This is a genomic window from Kitasatospora sp. MAP5-34 (assembly GCF_029894335.1).
Taxonomy (GTDB): Bacteria; Actinomycetota; Actinomycetes; order Streptomycetales; family Streptomycetaceae; genus Kitasatospora.
Genome location: NZ_JARXZC010000001.1, coordinates 272575 through 288627 on the forward strand (window position 1 = coordinate 272575; position 16053 = coordinate 288627).

13 protein-coding genes are annotated in these 16053 nt (G+C 71.4%); 5 read left to right on the plus strand and 8 right to left on the minus strand.

The annotated features are described in order from the left end of the window. Positions 1 to 9: 9 nt before the first annotated feature. The gene (locus P3T29_RS01285) at positions 10 to 2259 is read right to left on the minus strand and encodes a SpoIIE family protein phosphatase (RefSeq protein WP_280714309.1); all 2250 of its coding nucleotides are present in this window, start codon (positions 2257 to 2259) and stop codon (positions 10 to 12) included. A gap of 321 nt (positions 2260 to 2580) precedes the next feature. Between P3T29_RS01285 and P3T29_RS01290 the strand changes: the two genes are divergently transcribed. Then, entirely contained in the window at positions 2581 to 2976 is a 396-nt protein-coding gene (locus P3T29_RS01290) for a hypothetical protein (protein ID WP_280714310.1), read from the plus strand. Between the two features lie 30 nt (positions 2977 to 3006). Further along, positions 3007 to 3177: a hydrophobic protein gene (locus tag P3T29_RS01295; protein ID WP_280714311.1), complete on the plus strand. Its 171-nt coding sequence runs from the start codon at positions 3007 to 3009 to the stop codon at positions 3175 to 3177. Between the two features lie 415 nt (positions 3178 to 3592). Here the strand turns inward: P3T29_RS01295 and P3T29_RS01300 are convergent, their stop codons facing one another. After that, the gene (locus P3T29_RS01300; protein WP_280714312.1) at positions 3593 to 4393 is read right to left on the minus strand and encodes an exodeoxyribonuclease III; all 801 of its coding nucleotides are present in this window, start codon (positions 4391 to 4393) and stop codon (positions 3593 to 3595) included. 230 nt (positions 4394 to 4623) lie between these two features. Here P3T29_RS01300 and P3T29_RS01305 point away from each other — a divergent pair, with 230 nt between their 5' ends. Then, positions 4624 to 5409, plus strand: a complete 786-nt coding sequence (locus P3T29_RS01305) for a GntR family transcriptional regulator (protein ID WP_280714313.1) — start codon at positions 4624 to 4626, stop codon at positions 5407 to 5409. Positions 5410 to 5529: 120 nt separating this feature from the next. Here P3T29_RS01305 and P3T29_RS01310 read toward each other — a convergent pair whose 3' ends face one another. Beyond that, positions 5530 to 6681, minus strand: a complete 1152-nt coding sequence (locus tag P3T29_RS01310) for an ROK family protein (RefSeq protein WP_280714314.1) — start codon at positions 6679 to 6681, stop codon at positions 5530 to 5532. A gap of 405 nt (positions 6682 to 7086) precedes the next feature. Here P3T29_RS01310 and P3T29_RS01315 point away from each other — a divergent pair, with 405 nt between their 5' ends. After that, positions 7087 to 8040, plus strand: a complete 954-nt coding sequence (locus P3T29_RS01315; RefSeq protein ID WP_280714315.1) for an NAD-dependent epimerase/dehydratase family protein — start codon at positions 7087 to 7089, stop codon at positions 8038 to 8040. Here P3T29_RS01315 and P3T29_RS01320 read toward each other — a convergent pair. Genes P3T29_RS01320 through P3T29_RS01330 form a run of 3 tightly spaced genes read right to left on the minus strand, consistent with a single transcriptional unit; the run spans position 8034 to position 12215 of the window. Further along, positions 8034 to 9473 (minus strand): sulfotransferase, encoded by a 1440-nt coding sequence (locus P3T29_RS01320; protein ID WP_280714316.1) that lies wholly within the window; start codon positions 9471 to 9473, stop codon positions 8034 to 8036. The two genes, P3T29_RS01315 and P3T29_RS01320, sit on opposite strands and share 7 nt — an antisense overlap. Then, positions 9470 to 11470 (minus strand): ATP-binding cassette domain-containing protein, encoded by a 2001-nt coding sequence (locus tag P3T29_RS01325; protein WP_280714317.1) that lies wholly within the window; start codon positions 11468 to 11470, stop codon positions 9470 to 9472. The genes P3T29_RS01320 and P3T29_RS01325 overlap by 4 nt, the downstream gene beginning before the upstream one ends. A 16-nt stretch (positions 11471 to 11486) precedes the next feature. Continuing rightward, positions 11487 to 12215, minus strand: a complete 729-nt coding sequence (locus P3T29_RS01330) for a sulfotransferase (protein WP_280714318.1) — start codon at positions 12213 to 12215, stop codon at positions 11487 to 11489. Positions 12216 to 12295: 80 nt separating this feature from the next. Here P3T29_RS01330 and P3T29_RS01335 point away from each other — a divergent pair, with 80 nt between their 5' ends. Further along, positions 12296 to 13267, plus strand: coding sequence for a phytanoyl-CoA dioxygenase family protein (locus P3T29_RS01335; RefSeq protein WP_280714319.1), 972 nt, complete (start codon positions 12296 to 12298; stop codon positions 13265 to 13267). A gap of 5 nt (positions 13268 to 13272) precedes the next feature. On the opposite strand, the gene P3T29_RS01340 is transcribed toward P3T29_RS01335, so the two are convergent. Then, positions 13273 to 14967: an amidohydrolase gene (locus tag P3T29_RS01340; protein ID WP_280714320.1), complete on the minus strand. Its 1695-nt coding sequence runs from the start codon at positions 14965 to 14967 to the stop codon at positions 13273 to 13275. Beyond that, the gene (locus tag P3T29_RS01345; RefSeq protein ID WP_280714321.1) at positions 14964 to 16040 is read right to left on the minus strand and encodes a hypothetical protein; all 1077 of its coding nucleotides are present in this window, start codon (positions 16038 to 16040) and stop codon (positions 14964 to 14966) included. Before P3T29_RS01345 ends, P3T29_RS01340 begins: the two co-directional genes overlap by 4 nt. Positions 16041 to 16053: the final 13 nt, after the last annotated feature.

Consider the following 16053-nt stretch of genomic DNA (forward strand, 5'->3'; position numbering starts at 1 on the left):
CGGCGCCGGTCAGCCGATCCGCAGCAGTACCAGGCTGGCGTCGTCGTCCGTGTCACCGCTCACGGCCGCCAGCAGCTGGGCGGCCTGCTCCTCGACGTCGGCGGCGGCGGGCAGCCGCTCGGCCGCGCGCCGCAGGGTGGCCAGGGTCTCGTCCAAGGAGGAATGGCGGCGCTCGATCAGGCCGTCGGTGTAGAGCAGCAGGGCATCTCCCGGGCGCAGCTCGGTGCTGATTTCGTGGTACTCCGCCTCCGGCAGCGCGCCGAGCAGGATGTCGTGCGGCGAGTCCAGCAGCCGGGCCCGGCCGTCGCGCAGCAGCAGTGGCGGCAGATGGCCGGCACTGGCCCAGCAGAGCGCGCGGCTCTCGGGGTCGTAGAGCGCGCAGATCGCGGTCGCGGTCGGCCGTCCGGCGGAGTGCAGGGTGACCCGGTTGAGGACGCCCATCAGCTTGGCCGGTTGGAGCTCGGCGAACGCCAGGCCGCGCAGCGAACCGCTGAGCGCGACCATGCCGTTGACCGCGTCGATCCCGTGGCCGGCCACATCGCCGACGGTGACCAGGATCCGGCCCTCGGGCAGCGGCAGCACCTCGTACCAGTCCCCGCCGACCCGGTACTCCGTGGCGGCCGGGCGGTAGCGGGCGGCCACCTCGATGCCGTCGATCCGTCGCAGGTCCGGTGCCTCGGGGATGATCGCCTCCTGCAGCTGCAGTGCCAGCCGGTGGCGCAGCGCCGCCTGCTCCTGCACGGTGGCGAGCCGGTCAAAGGTGGCGGTCAGCGCGAGCTCGGTGCGGTGCTGGGCGGAGACGTCCTGGAAGACCCCGGTCACTCCGGTCACCGTGCCGTGGGTGAGGACCGGTTCGGCGATGATCCGCACGTGGCGCAGGCTGCCGTCGTCCTCCCGAACGATCCGCAGCGTGGTGTTGACGTTCTCCTGGCGTTGCGTCATGGCTTCGATCTGAGTGGCCAGTTGGCCCCGGTCGTCCGGGTGGAGCAGTGGGGCGAGCTGCTGCAGCGGAAGCGGGCCGGCCTGCGCGGCCCGCCCGAAGATCGGGTAGGCGCGCGCGCTCCAGTGGCTGGTCTCCCGGGTCAGGTCGTCCTCGAAGGCGGCCAGGTCGGTCAGTCGCCCGGCCAGCTCCAGCAGGGAGAAGGCGTGGTCACGGCTGCCGGCGTGCCAGAGCACGATGGTGCACCCCGGGGCGAGCGGCAGCGTCCGGACGTTAACCAGCGAGCCGGGCTCCCCGGAGTGGTGGACGGCGGGCAGTCGGGGGCGGCGCTGCGGGGTGCCCGTGGCGTGCGCCGTCCCGATCAGCCGGCAGAGCTCGTCCTGGACGAAGGGCAGCAGCTGCGCGAGCGGCCGGCCCACCGGATCGGGCAGGGCGGTGGCCCGGGCTGCCGCGGCGTTCAGGTGCTCGACCCACTGCTCGCCGGTCCGCGGGTCCTCCGCCAGGAGCATGGCCGGGTGTGCCAGCAGGTCCAGCAGAGTGTTCAGCGCCGGTCGGGTGGCCGGCTCCGGGGCGGCCGCCGCTTGTGCCTCCAGGACTCGTCCGGCGACCTCCAGGAGTCCCACCACGCTCTCCCTGACCGGTTCCTCCAGGCCCGTCGGCGCGGGCCACACCACCAGTGCCAGGCCCACCGACCCACCATGACGGCGCAGTGGCAGCACCGCGCGCGCCGCCTCGGCGGCGGGGCCCGGAAGCGGCTCCTCCGGCGGCGGGCCTGCGGGCAGCCAGCGTGGCATGCCGTCCCCGACAGCCAGTTGCAGCAGGTTGGGCCACTGCGGCGGGATCCACCGCCAGCGAGCCGCCTCCAGCGGGCTGACGCCGGCGTGCCCCACCAGCTCAAGGCATCCGCTGCCGCGCAACCGCCACAGAAGTACCCCTTCGGCCCCGAGCGGCCGCAGGTGCTCGCTCAACAGGGTGTCGGCGAGCACGTCCATGTCGTCGGCCACCGCTTCGACAGCCGAGCCGGCCAGCCGGTGCCGGCGTGCTTCGGCCAAGGTTGCCGGTTCAGCCCGTTCCGGGACAGCCCCCGTTGCCTGGTTGAGGAGGTCGGCGGCCAGATCGGTGGACGTCTGCCCGGTCTCCGCGGCCAGGCGGTCGAGCTGCTCGGCCGCCTCGGCCGGTTCCACGCCCAGCTGGGCGACCAGTACACCAGCGGCGACATCCAGCAGGTGACGGCGGCCGGCGGTGGCCCGCAGCGCGGCCAACTCGGCGGCGAGCGCGGCCACCGTCCCGTGGTCCGTATCCGCTTCGGGGGTGGCCATCGCAATCCTTCACGTGTTCGACACCGCTCTCTCGGAGTCTATCGAGCTCCTCCGCTGCGCGAGACTGCTGAGTTCGAGGACCGTGTTGCGGGCAAGGAGTGGCCGCGCGCGGCCACTCGGAGAGGGATGCCCTGGCGGGTAGGCGCACGGGCGGGAAGGAAGTGACCGCTCATCGAGCCTGGCAGGGCGGGCTCAGCGCCAACAGCGCTGAGCCCGACTGCCTCTTTTGTCCGGGAATACAACGGTCTGCGACGTTAGCCATGCGACTGTGCGGGTAGGCGCGAGGCGTCTCCAGGACACTTCCACGGAAGGGACCCAGCGATGCTGCTGCTCGGAATCGTCCTACTGGCCGCCACCGGAGTCTTCACCGGCCTGGCGATCGCCGACAACGTGTCAGGCGGACCCGACTACACCGTGACCATCCTGGGAAACGACGTCGCCCACATGAACGGCTTGAGCATCTTCCTGGCCGGGCTGGCGCTGGCACTGGTCTTCGCGCTGGCCGTCCTACTGGTCGGCGCCGGAGTCCGCACGACCCGGGAACGGGCCGTGCGGCTGCCCATCGGCGAACTGCGCGCGAACCAGGCAGCGGCCGAACGCGACGCAGCGGCTGCTCCGCCGCCCGCCGATCAAGGCGCTGCCGACGAAGCGCTGATCCCGAACTCGACGTCACGCCGGGCCCGGTTCAGCCGGCGCCGGCAGCACCTTCCCCATTGACAACCGACGTTCCGTCAGGAGATGGATCTCATGGTTCCCCTCATTCTCGTTCTGCTGCTCGCCCTGATCCTGGGCGGTGTGGGCTTCGTCATCCACGTGCTGTGGTGGGTCGCCCTGGTGGTGCTGGTGCTCTGGCTGGTCGGCTTCGTGGCCCGTGGCGCCGGCACGGGCGGCACGCGCTCCCGGTGGTACCGCTGGTGACGGAACGCCAGTTGCCCGGCGCCTGTGTCGACGTGTTCGCCGCTGCCCCTCAGTGGTTCGGCTGCTGAGGGGCAGTTGACCGCGTTCTCGCCCGAGGGCGCGGGCCCGGCGTAACCGCCACGGTGGACCGCCCGTCCGTGCACCTTGCCGACGCGACCGCCGTGGTTCTGGCGATGCTGTGCCGGATCGGCCTATGAGCCGTCAGCGTGGGCACGAATCGCTTTCTCAAAACTGTTCGGGCGGGCGTCGGATCATTGACTGAGGATCTTCGGCTGGAGTGCCGGCGGAGCGCGGCGGCGGCCTGGAGCGCGCGGAGGCGCTCGCACCAGGCCGCCGTGATGTGAAGCAACTAGCCTTGTCTACAGGCTGGTTATACCTCCATCCGGGATGCGGATGATGAGTCGGAGAGTCCGTTTCACCCCAGGTCGAAGACAGCTGTCACCGGGGCGTGATCGGACCAGCGCTCGGCGTGGGAGGCGGCCCGCTCGACGTAGGCACTGGCGCACGTGGCCGCGAGTCTCTGACTGGCCATCAGGTAGTCGATCCTCCAGCCGCTGTCGTTGTCGAAGGCGCGGCCGCGGTAGGACCACCAGGAGTAGGGGCCGTCCTGGTCGGGGTGGAGGGCGCGGACGACATCGACGTAGCCGGCCTCGTCGAAGACCCGGGTGAGCCAGGCGCGTTCCTCGGGGAGGAAGCCGGCGGACTTCTGGTTGGCCTTCCAGTTCTTGAGGTCGGCCTCGCGGTGGGCGATGTTCCAGTCGCCGCACACCACGACCTCGCGCCCGTCTTCGGCGGCGCGTTTGCGCAGCTCGGTGAGGTGGACGAGGAACTCCGCCATGAAGCGCCACTTCTCCTCCTGGCGCTCGGTGCCGACCTCTCCGGAGGGGAGGTAGAGGCTGGCGACCGTCAGTCCGGGCAGATCGATTTCTACGTATCTGCCGGAATTGTCGAATTCGTCCGACCCGAATCCGATCGCGGTACGCTCCGGTGCCTTCCGCGACAGGATGGCCACCCCGGCCCGCCCCTTGGCCACCGAGGGGGCCCAGACCGCGTGCCAGCCGGGCAGGTCGCGCAGTTCGGCGGGCAGCTGCTCCGGCTCGGAGCGCACCTCCTGGAGGCAGATCACGTCCGCTGCGGTGGCAGCCAGCCACTCGATGAAGCCCTTCTTGGCGGCGGCCCGGATCCCGTTCACGTTCACACTCGTCACCACAGTCACCGGGGAAGGGTAACCGCCGTGACAGGGCCCGCGCGAGCAGCCGCGCCCCCGTCCCGGCCGCCGTCATTGGTCTTGACCATCTCCGCCGACACCCCATAGTGTCCCTTACTGCAAAGACCTTTAATAAAGAAGGACGGATAAAGCCCGCCCCTCCCACCTGCCGCAAGACCGGGCACGGGGCAGGCCCGGAGTCCTTCAGGGTGGAGGACACGGTGGGACAAGGACAACTCATGGCGGTGCCGGTCCCGGCCGCGTCGGGCTCGACGGTGCCGGAGCCGAAGTACTGGCACCTGCGTACGGTCCTGGTGCGCACCATCGACGGTGAGTTCTCCACCGGCCAGGTACTCCCCAACGAGCGCGAGCTCGCCGCCCGCTTCGGCGTGGCGAGGGCGACCTTGCGGCAGGCGCTCGACCAGCTGGAGCTGGAAGGCAGGCTGGTCCGCCGCCGGGGCATCGGCACGCTGATCGCCGCACCCCGGGTCGGTGTCCCGGTCGGCCGCAGCGACGAGGGCTGGCCCAGTACCAGCCGCAGCCAGTCCTGGCGCAGTGTCGACTGCGTGAGTGCGCCCGCTCCGGCCCAGCTGGCCCGCTCCCTCGGCATCCCGGCGGGCGAGACGGTGCACACCGTCCGCCGGCTGCGCCTGGTGCAGGGGCAGATCATGGCCGCCGAGTCGCTGCACGTGCCCGACTCCGCCGTGCCGCGCCTCCCGGCCGTCCCGCAGCTGATCGGCGGCGCGGAGAACGACCGCGCCCGCTCGGTGCTCCGCCAGCTGGAGCGCCTCGGTGTCGACGGTGAGTCCCGCTCGGTCGAACTCGGTGTCGCCGAGGCCGGGGAGGCCGCCCTGCTGGAGCGCCCGCCGGGCACCCCGGTCCTGGTGGTCACCACCCAGTACGCCGCCGCCGGGCGGCTGGTCGCGCTCGCCGTCTCGACCTACCGCGCCGACACCTGCAAGCTGACCTTCGGTGAGACCGGCCTGGTCGAGGTCACCCCGGTCGAGGCCGCGCGTACCGCGTAAGGCTCTGCGGTAGGTACTCGATCAGCTACAACAGGGGCGCGAGGAACTGCGCGAGTCGGAAGGCAACGGTCTGGACTCTTCCGAGTTGGCGCAGTTCCCGCGCCCCTGTCTATGGCGCTCTCAGCGTACGGGCGGGTCGACGGCGAAGAGCTGCTCCTCGACGTGGTCCAGGGCGACCCGTAGCGCGCCCATCGCCACGACCTCCTCGCCCAGCGCGGCGAGCACCACCTCGGGTGCCCGCAGGCAGTACAGCTCCAGCTGTTCGCGGAGCGGCTCCAGCACGCCGTCCAGCCCGGCGGCCCAGCCGCCGACCACCACCAGTTCGGGGTCGAGCGCCAGCACCAGCGCCGCCACGTCGTGCACCAGTCGGCGCAGGAAGCGGTCCATCGCGACCTGCGCGACCTCGTCTCCCTCGCGGGCGAGCCGCAGCACCCGGGCGACGGCCGCCTCGTCCAGCGGGTCGAGCGGCTTGCCGGTGGTGGAGAGCAGCCGCTCGGGGGTGGCCTCCTGGCCGAGCAGGTGGAGGGCGCCGATCTCGCCGGCCGCGCCGCCGAACCCCCGGTGCAGCCTGCCGTTGATCAGTGAGCCGGCTCCGGGGCTCAGTCCGGCCATCACGAAGACCACATCGCCCTTGCCGACCGCCGCGCCCTGCCAGTGTTCCGCGATGGCAGCGAGGTTGGCGTCGTTCTCGATCACCACCGGGCAGCGGAACGAGCGCCGCAGCCGCGCGCCCAGGTCGAGGCCCGTCCAGCCGGGCATCGCGGTGCCGAGCCGTACCGTGCCGTCCCGGTCGACGATGCCGGGGGTGCCGACGGCGACCGTCCAGAGGCTGTCCCGGGACACCCCGGCCTTGCGCAGCACGTCGGCGACGGCCGTCCGGACGCAGCTCAGCCGTCCTTCGGCGTCCCGGGTCTCCTCGACGGCTCTGGCGTCGCCGCCGAGGATGCGGCCCGTCAGGTCGGCGAGGGTCACCCGGATGTCGTGCACCCCGATCTCGATCCCGAGGATGTGCCCGGCCTCGGCTCGGAAGCGGAACCAGCGTGCCGGGCGCCCGCGTTGACGGCCGTTGTCCTGGACGGGCTCGACCTCCGCGACCAGGCCGGCCTCCATCAGCCCCTCGATCACCCCTTCGACCGTCGGCCGGGACAGCCCGGTGTCGCCGACCAACTGAGTGAGCGTGAGCGACTGGCCGTCGCGCAGCGCACGCAGCGTGACGGCGGCGTTGATCCTGCGCAGCAGCGAGGAGTCCCCTCCGGTGAGCCGATCCGCCAAAGCGCTGCCCTTCCGCGTTCGCGCGACAGCATTGGCGCGCGGGGTGCCGAGTGCGCGGTGACCTCCGAATGCCCCGCGAAACGCCCACCGGACGTCGCGGCACGGGGGACGGCGCGCCGGAGGGCGTGAGCCGGATCGTACCCGGCGGCCCTGTCGGCCGCGAGCGTTTCCGCAGCTCAAAACGGCTTCGGTATGGAAACGGTACTTAGAGCGTCCGCCGGTAGGGGGCCGGCGTCGCGACGCCCGGTTCTTCGTCCTCGGTGATGACCGGCCCGAGACCTCCTGAGCCAAACGGGTCACCGGTCCTGGTCGCTCTATGCCGCATGATGGGAACTGTGAGTAACTGGACGGGCTCTGCCACGTTTCGGGCGGCAGATCCTGGTGTGCTGCGAGAGAAGGTGCTCGATGCGGGCTGTGGTGACGGGGGCGGCGGGTTTCATCGGATCCCACCTCTGCGCGTACCTGCTGGCCTGCGGCGACGAGGTGGTCGGCGTCGACGCGTTCACCGACTACTACGAACCGGCGGTCAAGGAGCGGAACTTGGCTCCGATGATGTCGTCCGGCGCCTTCTCGCTCCAGCGGGTCGATCTGCTGACGGCCGATCTGGGCGTCCTTCTGGCGGGCGCGGACGTCGTCTACCACCTCGCCGGGCAGCCGGGCGTGCGGCCGTCGTGGGGCGCGGAGTTCCGTACGTACGCGGCGCTCAACGTGCTGGCCACGCAGGCCGTCCTGGAGGCGGCACGCGGTCGGCGATTGCGGAAGTTGGTGTACGCGTCCAGCTCGTCGGTCTACGGCGACGCGGCGTCCTACCCGACGGCCGAGACCCTGCGCCCGCAGCCGGCCTCCCCGTACGGGGTGACCAAACTCGCCGCCGAGCACCTCTGCGAGCTCTACCGCAGCGGGTTCGGAGTCCCGACCGTGTCCTTGCGTCTCTTCACGGTGTACGGCCCACGGCAGCGGCCGGAGATGGCCTTCGCGCGGTTGGTCGCCGCTGCGGCGAGCGGCGGGTCGTTCCCGCTCTACGGTGACGGTGAGCAGAGCCGCGACTTCACCTACGTGACGGACGTCGTCACCGCGATGCGGGACGCGGCCTGCTCCGACTTCACCGGGGTGGCGAACATCGGCGGCGGCTGCCGTACGACGATGCGGGAGGTGATCTCCGTGGTCGAGGAGCTGGTCGGACCGGTCGAGATCGTCCGGCTCCCGGCGCAGCGAGGCGACGTACGCCACACCGGGGCCGACATCACCGTGGCGGCCGGCGCGTTCGGTTACCGCCCCCGGACTCGGTTGGCCGAGGGGCTCGCCGCGATGGTGGCAGGTCACGGGAGCCCCAGCGAGGTGGCGTCCGTCGGTCAGTAGGCGCCCTGGGGGTGCGCGGGACTGCGTTCGTGCGGGAAGGGTGCGGCGGGCGGCTCGCAGCCGAGGAAGGGGGCCAGCCGCTCCCATCCCTCCCCGCCGCGCAGGTCGAGCACGAGCAGGTCGCCGGGACGGCCGGCGAAGTACCCGCGTACCTGTGCGTTCAACTCGTCGTGGATCCGGCTCAGTTGCGCGCGTCCGAGTCCGGCCGTCCCCGGGTCGCAGAGCCGGTCCAGCACCAGTCGCAGTGCCTCCCGGTAGGCCGCCTGTTCCGCCGGTGGCGCTTCGGAGGGCGGGCCGTTGCTCCAGTGGCGTTCCGCCGAGCGCAGCCAGGTCTCCTTGTCGCCCACGGTCAGGATGAACCGTGCGCCGGGATGGCGGGCGTCCAACCCGGCGACGGACAGCATCGGTACGATGCCCGCCAGCCCGTCGTAGTGGTCGAGTGCGGGAAAGCGGCCGTCACCGCGCCGCAACGCGGCCAGGCCGCCGTCGCCGAGCGGGTCGCCCGCCAGATCGACACCGAGTTCGTGCAGTGCCATGGTCAGGCTGCGGATACCCGTGCCGGGCAGTCCGAGCGCGAAGGTCTTCGGTGGTCGGCGGAGTGTGCCGAGCGCGGAATCCGCTGCCAGAGCATCATCCAATTCCCGCATGGTCAGCGGTGGTTGCCGGGGAAGGCCGATGGCTGCCACGTTCTCGCGAGCCGTGCGCGGCAGTTCGTGGATGTACGCCTCGACGACGGCCGGTGCGGCGTCGGGCGCCACCGTACGCCGGGCGTGCCGGATGGCGGCCCGTGCGACGGAGAACTCCGGCGCGTCGCCCCAGCAGGCCATTGCGGCATTAAGTCCCCTACGCTTGGCGGATTTTCGTGACCGCAGTTCCCGCAGGGCGTTCTTCGCGAAGATGTCCGGGTAGTGCTGGAAGTGGTCGTGCAGGATGTGGAAGCCCTTGAGCTGCACCTCGGGCAGGAAGTTCCGGCGGGCGACCAGCCTTCGGTTCGACTCCGGGCGGAGCACCGAGTTGAGCTGGTCGCCTGCGGCGGGCGGGACTTCGCGCATCCGCCGTACCAGGTCGGTCCGGGTGACGTGGACGCCGCAGTGCGTGCGGCCGAGGAACCGGTCCCGGACGTAGGCGTCCACGTAGGCAAGCTCGTTGTCGTCCAGGAAGGGACGCAGATCCTCGAGTACGAGGCAGTCGGCGTCCCAGTAGACGACGTGCGAGCAGTCGTGCTCGATCTGGAGCAGCCGGTCCATCGCGTGGGCGAACGGCTTGACGTTCTCGACCAGGTGGACGCGGTTCGGGCGGACGTGGCGGATGGCGAGCTGCAGAGCCAGTGCGGAGGTGCGCTCACCGACTGTACGGAAGACCAGCTCCACCGGCCGCCCGCCCGGCGGACCGAAGTCCTCGTCGAGGGTGCGGATCGTGCCTGCCGACTTCATGCTGTCCTGCCTTCGTGGGAGTGTCCCGGCTCGGCGTTCGCCGTGCGTTGCAGCGCGTACATCTGGGCGTACTCCTGGCCGTGCCGGAGCAGTTCGTCGTGGGTGCCCTGTTCGACCAGCCGTCCGTGCCGGAGTACCAGGATGCGGTCGCAGTGGCGCGCGTTGGCCAGCCGGTGGGTGATCAGGACGATCGTCCGGTCGCCGGCCAACCCCCGGATGTGCTCGAACACCTGGGCCTCGGCGCGGGCGTCCATGGAAGAGGTGGGCTCGTCGAAGAACAGCAGCTGGGCGTCGCGGAAGTAGCCACGGGCGACCGCGATCCGCTGCCACTGGCCGCCGGACAGATCGCACCCGTGCGCGAACCGCTTGGTGAGCAGGGTCCCGTACCCGTGGGGGAGCGGCTCGATCACGCTGTGCGCTCCGGCGGTGGTGGCGGCGCTGGTCACGGCCTCGTGGTCGGGGTCGCTGCGGTCGTGGCGGCCGATGGTGATGTTGTCGCGGGCGCTGGTCGGCCACCGGACCGGCAGCTGTATCACGACGGAGATCCGTTCGTGCAGCGAGTGGGGGTCGAACCCGGCGATGTCCTGGCCGTCCCACGAGATGCTGCCGTGCTGCGGCTGGTACAGGCCGGCCAGCAGCTTGGCGAGCGTGCTCTTGCCGGAGCCGTTCTCGCCCACCAAGGCGATCACCTCGCCCCGCCGGATGGTGCACGACACATCCCGTACGGCGGGGACCGCGCCCGCACCGGGGTAGTTGAAGGTCAGGTTCCGGACCTGGATCTGCCGGAAACCGTCGGGGCACGGCAGCCCGGGCCGGAGGTAGCTGCGAGCCGCCGAGTCCGCGACGAAGCGGGTGTACTCCGTGACGTGCACGCCGTACTCCAACAGGTCGCACAGGCCCGTGACGGCCCGGGTCAGCGCGGCCTGGGCCGCGCGGTTCGCGAACACGGCGATCCCGGCCGATGCCAGCGGCAGGTCACCGTCGGCCAGCAGCGCGCCGAGCGCGACGTACCCGCCCGCCACGCCGACGCCGCTGAGCGCGCGGCCGGCGGCGGTGGCGCGGGCCTGCGCGCGGCCGGCGGTGACCTCCTCCTGCTCGGCGGCGGCCGCCAGCAGCCGGTGAGAGCCCAGCAGCGCGTCCCGCGCGGTGCAGGCGCGGATCTCCGCCGCGCTGTCACGGTCGGTCAGCGGGTCGGTGAGCATCCGCTGGCGCCGCCGGACCGCCCAGAGGGCGATGTCGCTCGCCTGGCCCAGCCGGGCCGCGCGCAGGGTGCCCCAGGCCTTCGGTGCCATCGCCGCCGCGAGCAGCGGCACCAGCAGTGGATGCAGCACGCCGAGGACCACGGCGGCGCCCAGCAGGGCGGTGGCCGAACCGGTCAACTCGCACAACTGCTCGACCACCAAAGGCGCGTGGCGGACGCCGCGTTCCTTGACGCGGCTCAGATTGTCGTGCCACTCGGCGTCGTCGAAGGCCGCCAACTCGACCTCCACCGCGCTCCGGCAGAGCCGGCTCTCGACGAGCCGGCGTACGGCGGGAAAGAGCACCGCGCCGGCCTGGTCGGCCCCGGCGTCCAGCGCCCCGTGGACCAGGTACAGGACGGCCATCAGCAGGAGCGCCGGCAGCGCCGCCCGGATCCGCTCCGGGCTCGGCCCCTGGACGAACAGCTGGACCAGGACGTTGCGGGCCGCCAGCAGGCCGAGGGCGGCGAGGCAGCCGGACCCCGCGCGCAGTACCAGCACGGTCGCGGTCGCGCTCCGGCCGGCCGCCCAGGCGAGGGCGAACACCTGCCCCAGCAGCCGAGGTAGCCGCCGGGCCAGCTGCCACGAGCTGAGCCCGGCGTTCTCGTCCGCGGTCCTGGACGCGAACGTCATCGTCAGGTCGGCGCTCAGCGCCGCCGCCAACGGCGGGGGAGGGCCGGCATCGTCCGGTGACGACGGGGGAGCGGGCTTGTCCGGCGACGGCGGCGGGACGAGAGGTGGCGCAGCGAAGTCGGTCAAGATGTCTCCGCCGGGCCTAAGCGTGGTCGACAAGGGGGTAGCCGAAGGCCGTGCAGTACGGCTCGAGGCCCTGCGTCGTTCCGCCGTCCGGCAGTTGGCGGAGGGCGGACCGGATCACGCCGGAGTGGATCCGGTCGCTCTCGTCGCCGAGCCGGCGCGGGTACCGCTCCTCCCGGTTCCTGCGGTAGTCGAGCATCGCCGGCTGCCACGGGACGCCGAGGAAGTCGCAGATGCCGCGCACCGTCGTCGCGGGATCTCCGGTCAGGTCCTCGTACCGGACGAGATGGCCCGGCAGGGATTCGCGCACCTGGATCATCTCCTCGAAGTACTGGAGCGCGCGCTCGTACACGTCGGGCTGCTGGACCTTCTCCCGGAGTGACTGGAGGACGTGTTCAGGGTGTCGCAGCAGGTGGATGTACCGGGCGTCCGGCCACGCGTCCGCGATCCGTCGCCACATGAACAGATGCCGGGGTGTCTTGTCGACGAAGACGGACTTGCCGCTCTCCGTCAGCAGGTGGTGCATCATCGCGTCCCAGGTGACGTTCGCCACCTCGCCCGTGTCCAGGCCGAGTTCGGTGAGCGCAGTGCGCCCCTGTCGGGTCGGGGCCTCGACGCGCAGCTCCCCGAAGTACAGCTCGTGGGGAGCACAGATGTCCGAGTGGCTGTCGAGAATGCAGCGCAGCAGGGTCGATCCGGAGCGTGGGGCGGAGAGCAGGAATACCGGTGAGGAGAGCAGTCGGCGCATGCGAGTTCCCCGTCTGTGGAAGGAATGCGGAGCAGGAGTTCGGGCTGGACGGTCTGGGACGATCCGGGAAGGGGGCCAGAATGCCGCCGCTGACGAATCGTCAGTTGCTGTCGTTCGAGCGAGCCGGGTATCTGGTGGTGGAGGACGTACCGGGTCTGCCGGAGGTGCTCGCCACCGTCACGCGGGAGCACGCGGGGGTGCTGGACCGCCTGGTGTCCACTCTGAGGTCGCAGGGCCGGGTCTCCTCGACCTATCCGGGGCTGCCGTTCGGCGAGCGGTTGGCAGCCGTCCGTCGTGAGACTGGGGAGACGTACTCCCAGAATTTCAACATAGCGTTGCCGCCCGACGGGGTGGGTGAGGACACGCCCTACTGGGCCGGGCCTGCGGTTTTCACACTGTTGCGGCACGAAGCGCTGCTGGATGTGGTCGAGTCGGTGATCGGCCCGGAGGTCGCGGTCACGCCGATCCTGCACGTCCGCCTGAAGCCGCCGGAGCTGCCGGAGTTGCCGGAGTTGCCGGAGCCGCCGGGCACCGCGAGGGCCGGCTTGCCCGCGTTGGCCAGCACGCCGCCGCACCAGGACAGTTCCGGAGTCCCGCCGGAGGTGGACACCACCAGGATGGTGACGGTCTGGCTCCCGGAGAGCGACGTCGCCGAGCACAACGGGTGCCTGCGCGTGTGGCCCGGCAGCCACCGGCACGGCGTCCTGCCGCACGAGATCGCTCCCGGCCGGACGGCCGTCCGGCGCGAGGTGCTCGACGGTCTCGGCGCGCCGGTGGCCGTGCCGGTCCGGGCCGGATCGCTGCTGCTGATGCACCGGCGCCTGGTGCACGCGTCGCTGCCCAATCGCAGCGACGCGCTGAGGCGGAGCTTCGACCTGCGGTACCAGCCCAGTTGGCAGCCGTCCGTCCGGCCGTTCTATCCGGGCTTCGTCGCCCGCAGCAGGTCGCACCCGCGCACGGAGCTGCACGATCCCGCGCAGTGGCGGGCGGACTGGCAGGCGGCGAAGGAACGGGCCGTCGCCGAGGGAACGCCGCCGTTCCACCGGTTCTGACCGCGCTACGGCAGTTCGAGACCGCAGCCCGGAGCGCGGTGGACGACCCGGCCGCCCACCAGGGTGGCGAGCGGGGTCAGGGCGCCGATCTCCGGGGCCGGCACGGTGAGATAGTCGTCCGAGAGGATTACCAGGTCCGCGAGTTTCCCGGCCTCGATCGACCCCTTGAGGTGCTCCTCGAAGGTCAGGTACGCCGCGTTCACGGTGACCATCCGCAGTGCCTGCTCGCGGGTCACCGCGTGCGAAACGCCGACTGCTCCCCATTTCCTGGTCCTTCGGGTCACCCAGAAGCCGATCCCCTCGAAGGGGTTGGCCGGCACTCGCGAGTAGTCGCTGCCGCCCGCCACCACGAGCCCGGCGTCCAGCCACTGCCGGGCCGGGAACAAGTCCGTTGCGGCCTCGGCCCCGTGGTAGAAGGCGAAGATCGGGTAGTACATGTAGGGGTGGTACTGCATGGCGACCACCACCCCCAGCCGCTTCGCCCGCTCGATGTGCCGAGGTCTGCCGTAGTGGGCGTGGTCGAGCACCCAGCGTCTGCCGCGCAGGGGCACCGCCCGGTCGGCCGCCTCGAACGCGTCCAGTGCGAGATCCACCGCCACGTCGCCGCCCGCGTGGACGAGCGGGCGCCAGCCGAGCCGGGCCATCCCGACCAGCAACTCCGTGAGCTGCTCCGCGGGGAGCCGCTGGATTCCCCGGTAGTCGGCGCGGCCCTCGCCGACCGGCGGGATCTCGCGGTACGGCCAGCTGATCAGCATCCCGTCGGTGGACTGGTCGATCCACAGCTCGCTCACGCCGTTGAGCCGCAACCACTCGTCGCCGAACGGCTGTCGTACCCCCCACCCCGCCAACTGCTCGAGCGCGGCGTCCACCGGCAGCCCGGCGTGGTCGAGGTTGAGATCCATCGCGACCCGGACCGTCAACTCCGCGTTCTGCCAGAGATGTTGGTAGGCGGCCATCTCGGTGGGGTGCAGGGCCGGATTGCGGATGCTGGTGACGCCGACCGAGCCCAGCAGGCGCTGTCCCCAACGCGCGCTCTCCACCAGCTGATCGGTACTGAACGCGCCGACGTCACCGGTCGCCGTCGACCCCACACCGGTCAGCAGTCGGTCGGCCGTACCGGCGAACACCCCGGTCAGCTCCCCGGTGACCGGGTGCCGGCCGATCCGGCCGCCGGGCGGGCACGGGGTGTCCCGGGTGACCCCGGAGCGGCTGAGCATCGCGGTGTTGACGTGCTTGCCGTCCTCGAACGTCAGCAGCACCGGATTGCGAGGGCAGGCCGAGTCCAGCTCGGCGAGCGTCGGGGTGCGTCCGTCGTCGAGCAGTTCGGCCGCGTTCCCGGCGTTGCTGAAGATCAGTTGGTGTTCGCCCAGCTCCTTGGCCTTCGCCGCGAGGGCGTCCAGGATCTGCCGGACGGACTCGCACCGGTCGAGCTGGATCCCGTAGTAGGCCCGGCCCGCCCGGTTGAGGAAGTGGTAGTGCGAGTCGTTCAGCCCGGGGATCACCGTGGCGCCGCCGAGATCGACCACGGCCGTGCGGGGGCCGGCCAGTGCCGTGATCTCCTCGTTGGACCCGACGGCCTGGATCCGGTCTCCGCGGATCGCGACGGCCGCTGCCCGGGTGAACCCGGCGTCCACGGCCAGCAGTTGACCGCTGTGCAGGATCAGGTCCGGACCGGGCGCGCCGCCGTGCGGCGTCGTCACCGGCGGCTCCGGGCGGGTCGGCGCTCCAAAGTGGCACGCAGCGCGGTCAGTTCGGCGCAGGCCTGGTCCAGTTCGTCGATGTGGAATCCGGCGGCGAACCGGGGCGTGTACGGCTTCAGCAGCCCCTCCGCCGTACTGCTGAACCGAGAGAAGCCGTCGGCGTCGATCACCCCGGCGCCCATGTCGTACGCCCCTTGCGAGTTGAGCGCGACGGCCGCCGCCTCGTCGCAGCCGTCCGGCAGGTCGAGCTCCACCCGCCCGGCGCCGATCCGTACGGGATACCCGCCGGGCAGCCCGTTCGGACCGGGCACGTGGGTGGCGATCACGCTGTCGGACAGCAGCGCCAACAGCACCTCGGCGCTCACCGCGCCGACTATCTCGTTGACGAGCTTGCCGCGCGCGTTGACCGACCGCAGGTCGTGGAAGACCGGTTTGAGGGTCCGCTCGACGTCAGGTACCTCCCGATCGTCGATCCACACCCGGGGGCCGTCCACCTCCGAGTGGTTGGTGCCGAGAATCTTGAAGAAGTGGTAGAGATGGCCGACGACTTGGAGCCGCTCGGTCGGGTAGTGCGCCTTCAGACAGGACGCGAACATCGCGACGTTGCCGATGCCGCAGCTGATCGGCAGGCCCAGGTGCCGCAGGATCGGATTGACCCAGTCGGGGAAGCAGGCGTTCACCAGCAGCGGGGCCTGGTCGGCGCTTCGCACCAGCTCGGCGACCCGCTTCACCAGCGCGACCTGCATCGGCAGGATGATCGCGTTGCCCGCCTCCCAGACCAGCTCCTTCCACCGGGTCTCCTCCGTCACCCCGAGGAACTCCCACGGGCTCTGGAGCGAGGCGGTCTGGAAGACGAGCCGGGCCCGGTAGGTGTCGAGCTTCTCCCGCAGGTCGGTGTCCGAGTCCCAGTCGATGGTGTCCGGGACGAAGACCACCCGGGTCCCGGCCGCCCCGGACACCGCGTTGGCCATCGCGGTCAGGTCCGCCACCCAACTCCGCGAGCGCCCGAGCACGGCCACTCGCAGCGGACATCGTGCGGTCAGGGCCAGTGCGCGGCACGTCGTCTCCGTCACCGAACCAGAACCC

Excerpts from the sequence above, each read along its gene's own strand:
- P3T29_RS01285 (WP_280714309.1), bottom strand. The coding sequence starts at position 2,259 with ATGGCCACCCCCGAAGCGGATACGGACCACGGGACGGTGGCCGCGCTC.
- P3T29_RS01290 (WP_280714310.1), top strand. The coding sequence starts at position 2,581 with ATGCTGCTGCTCGGAATCGTCCTACTGGCCGCCACCGGAGTCTTCACC.
- P3T29_RS01295 (WP_280714311.1), top strand. The coding sequence starts at position 3,007 with ATGGTTCCCCTCATTCTCGTTCTGCTGCTCGCCCTGATCCTGGGCGGT.
- P3T29_RS01305 (WP_280714313.1), top strand. The coding sequence starts at position 4,624 with ATGGCGGTGCCGGTCCCGGCCGCGTCGGGCTCGACGGTGCCGGAGCCG.
- P3T29_RS01315 (WP_280714315.1), top strand. The coding sequence starts at position 7,087 with ATGCGGGCTGTGGTGACGGGGGCGGCGGGTTTCATCGGATCCCACCTC.
- P3T29_RS01320 (WP_280714316.1), bottom strand. The coding sequence starts at position 9,473 with ATGAAGTCGGCAGGCACGATCCGCACCCTCGACGAGGACTTCGGTCCG.
- P3T29_RS01330 (WP_280714318.1), bottom strand. The coding sequence starts at position 12,215 with ATGCGCCGACTGCTCTCCTCACCGGTATTCCTGCTCTCCGCCCCACGC.
- P3T29_RS01335 (WP_280714319.1), top strand. The coding sequence starts at position 12,296 with ATGCCGCCGCTGACGAATCGTCAGTTGCTGTCGTTCGAGCGAGCCGGG.